Below are 2,841 nucleotides of genomic sequence, written 5' to 3'. Positions count from 1 at the left end.
TTAGGTCCCGTCGACAACGTGAAGGCGCATCGCGGGCGACGTTAGCGCGAAGGTGCCGGCGTACCACGCCGAGAGCGCTCGACCGGGAAGCAAAGGAGTGCCGCGCGACAAGTCCCAACTATTTTTTCGCAGAACAATAGGTACCCACGCGGTACAACCCCGCGCAGCCGCCTATCAAGCCCCACGAAGCCGACGGCGCGACATTTACGCCACGGTACACGTTGTCCCGTTTGGTCACCGGAGACAGCCCGATCTTGCCGGCACGCTGCTTGCTCTTCTTCCTCTCACACAGCGACGAAACGCGAACAAGCGGAGGCGGAGATGAAAACATCAATTCTGTTGGGGGCGGTAGTTGGAATGTTCATGCTCGGCGGAGTCGCGTGCAGCGCAGCGCCCGAGGAAAGCCTCGGTGAAGACCAGGGTGCCGCCGGCGCCCCCGTGCAGCCGACCTTGGCCCAGCTCGCGCAAGCGGCTGTCGTGATGGCCGACGGGTCAGACACGTTCATGACGACGGTTCCGTTCACGCCTGCTCAGCCTCCAGGAGCTCCGTCTACGCAAATCACGGTCCAACTGCGCGTCTCTGGATACTCGGGCGGCACGTTCTCGGTTTCCGGAACCGCGGGCGATATCTTGCTCCCGAACGGCGCCGTCATCCACGGCACCATCGCGAAAGCGCGCTTTGAAGTCTTGCAGGTACCCATGAATCTTCCTGCCGGAAGCGTAGACCTCTACGATGCGCTGAAAGCGCGCAATCCCCTCTACCCGAACGTGACCGGCGTGTCGTGGACCGTGCCGCTCGGAACCGTCGTCCCGCCGATCCAATGGGCCATCGACCCCGCGTGCCCCACCGGCTCGTCGAGCCAAACGAAGCTCTTCAACCACGCCGGCACGATCAAGAAGCGAGCGTCCGGTGCAGGCTTCACGACGGTGCCCGCCGGCTACATCGCGCCCACCAACGCGCAGATTCCGACCAGCGTGCCGTTCAACGGCGACGGCTCGACGCTCGCCGATTACTCGGAATGCGCGGGCTGAACGACCTTCCAAACCTGCTTCGCCCAGTGAAAAAGAGCGATTCGATGGCACCGCCGTCGAATCGCTCTTTCTTTTTGGTTTTCATCGTTCGGACTGGCCAATTGCGTCTGCGCGACTCATAACCGGGCGCATGCGTTCCGCGTTTCGCTTTTTTGCAGGACTGACGTTCGCAGCGCTCGCGACGGCGTCACCGTCGTTGCCGGCCGCTCCGGCTGTCTCGTTCAGCCCGAACGACATTTCATCGCTCTTCTCGATCTCGAAAAGTGAAAACAAGAACGAAGTGCTTTATGCGATGAGGCTCGACGAAAATTGCGCGCCCGTTGGCACCACCCCCGTGTTCGGGTACTGGCGGATGAATGAGAAAGGGCCAGGGCAGACCGAACCGCTCCTCTCGCGCGAACAGTCTGCATACGGCATCGCTTCGCAGACGGTCCGTGAGCGGAACACAGACGGCGGCAAGGTCCGCTTTACGCTGAAGGCTGTCCCCGACCGACCGATCGACGTCGTCACGCGCCGCGACGGCTCAACCTGCCGAGCTTGGTCAACGATGGCGATCCAGAACCAGAAGGCATTTCTCTACAATGTGTTCGCGAAAGTACGTTGGCCCTTTGGGGTTTCGTACCTTCTCCTCTCCGGTTGGTCCGAAGACCGCACACGAGTGCTACAAGAACGCATCGAACCCTAGAGCGCATCACGTCGAGAGCGGCTCCAAGCTAGGACCCCGCGGTACAACCCCGCGCAGCCGCCTATCAAGCCCCACGAAGTCGACGGCGCGGCACTTACGCCACGGTACACGTTGTCCCGTTTGGTCACCGGAAACAGCCCGATCTTGCCGGCACACCGCTTACTCTTCTTCCTCTCGCACAGCGACGAATAACGAAAAGCGGAGGCGGAGATGAGGACATCAGTTCTGTTGGGGGCGGCGGTTGCGATGTTGATGACGGGTGGGCTCGCGTGCAGCGCAGCGCCCGAGGAAAGCCTCGGTGAAGATCAAGGCGCGGCGGGGGGCGGCGGTTCGTGCGTTGCCGCAACGAGCGCCATGCTTGCGCAGGCGTTCACGGTGACCGCCGGCGGCGAGGATGTGTTCCAGACAAGCGTCCTGTTTACGCCGCTCGACAACAAGTACCCACCTTACATGGTGCCGGTGACCCTTCGCGTGAAGGGCACCCCCGGCGACACGACTCCTCTCTTCGGCGCATCAGCCGGTTGCGTCGAAGTGAACGGAATTCAGCTGGGAGGCACCATCTCGCGAGCACGGTTCGAGGTGATGCAAGCTCCGATTGGCCTTCCCCCTGGCTCGTTCGACGTTCACGACGCGCTGGAAGCGCGCAACGCGCTCTACACCAACATCTTCGGAAACAACAGTTGGTCGATTCCCAGCGGAACAGTTATGCCGCCGCTCCTTTGGGCGATCGATCCCTTGTGCCCGGCTGGAACATCCGCAAAGACGAAGGTTTTCAACCACGCGGGCGTGATCAAGCGCCGCGCGGCTAATGCGGGGTACACGACGGTCCCCAACGGATACATCGTGCCCACGAACGTCCAGCCGCCTGCCTCAGTTCCTCTGTCCAACGACGGTTCGGAGGTTGCCAGCTTCACCGAGTGCGCCGGCGGCTGAGTTTTTGAACGCAGTCAGGAGCGACATGTGAGAAAGAGCGATTCGATGGCACCGCCGTCGAATCGCTCTCTTCTTTTCGGCTTGCCTCGATCCGGCAGACCGCGGCGAAGTCCGCTTCAGGCCGTCCCCGACCGACCGATCGACGTTGCCACCCGTCGCGATTGGTTCGAGCGTCTCGCTCGCTCGAAGGT

The 2,841-nt window shown here is 62.1% G+C and carries 3 protein-coding genes; all 3 read left to right on the top strand.

Annotated features, from left to right (window positions below):
* Positions 1-321 precede the first annotated feature (321 nt).
* Positions 322-1,032: a hypothetical protein gene (locus tag K1Y02_26640; GenBank protein ID MBX7259961.1), complete on the top strand. Its 711-nt coding sequence runs from the start codon at positions 322-324 to the stop codon at positions 1,030-1,032.
* A gap of 130 nt (positions 1,033-1,162) precedes the next feature.
* A complete protein-coding gene (locus K1Y02_26635) occupies positions 1,163-1,717 on the top strand; it encodes a DUF4833 domain-containing protein (GenBank protein MBX7259960.1) in 555 nt (184 codons plus the stop codon).
* A gap of 210 nt (positions 1,718-1,927) precedes the next feature.
* A complete protein-coding gene (locus K1Y02_26630) occupies positions 1,928-2,650 on the top strand; it encodes a hypothetical protein (protein ID MBX7259959.1) in 723 nt (240 codons plus the stop codon).
* The last annotated feature ends 191 nt before the right edge of the window (positions 2,651-2,841 follow it).

Source organism: Candidatus Hydrogenedentota bacterium (genome assembly GCA_019695095.1).
In the GTDB taxonomy this organism is placed as follows: domain Bacteria; phylum Hydrogenedentota; class Hydrogenedentia; order Hydrogenedentales; family SLHB01; genus JAIBAQ01.
Note: the sequence above shows the minus strand (reverse complement) of the source record. Positions and strands in the feature narration are given on the sequence as shown.

Coding starts and splice junctions, on each gene's coding strand:
- K1Y02_26640 (MBX7259961.1), top strand. CDS start 322: ATGAAAACATCAATTCTGTTGGGGGCGGTAGTTGGAATGTTCATGCTC.
- K1Y02_26635 (MBX7259960.1), top strand. CDS start 1,163: ATGCGTTCCGCGTTTCGCTTTTTTGCAGGACTGACGTTCGCAGCGCTC.
- K1Y02_26630 (MBX7259959.1), top strand. CDS start 1,928: ATGAGGACATCAGTTCTGTTGGGGGCGGCGGTTGCGATGTTGATGACG.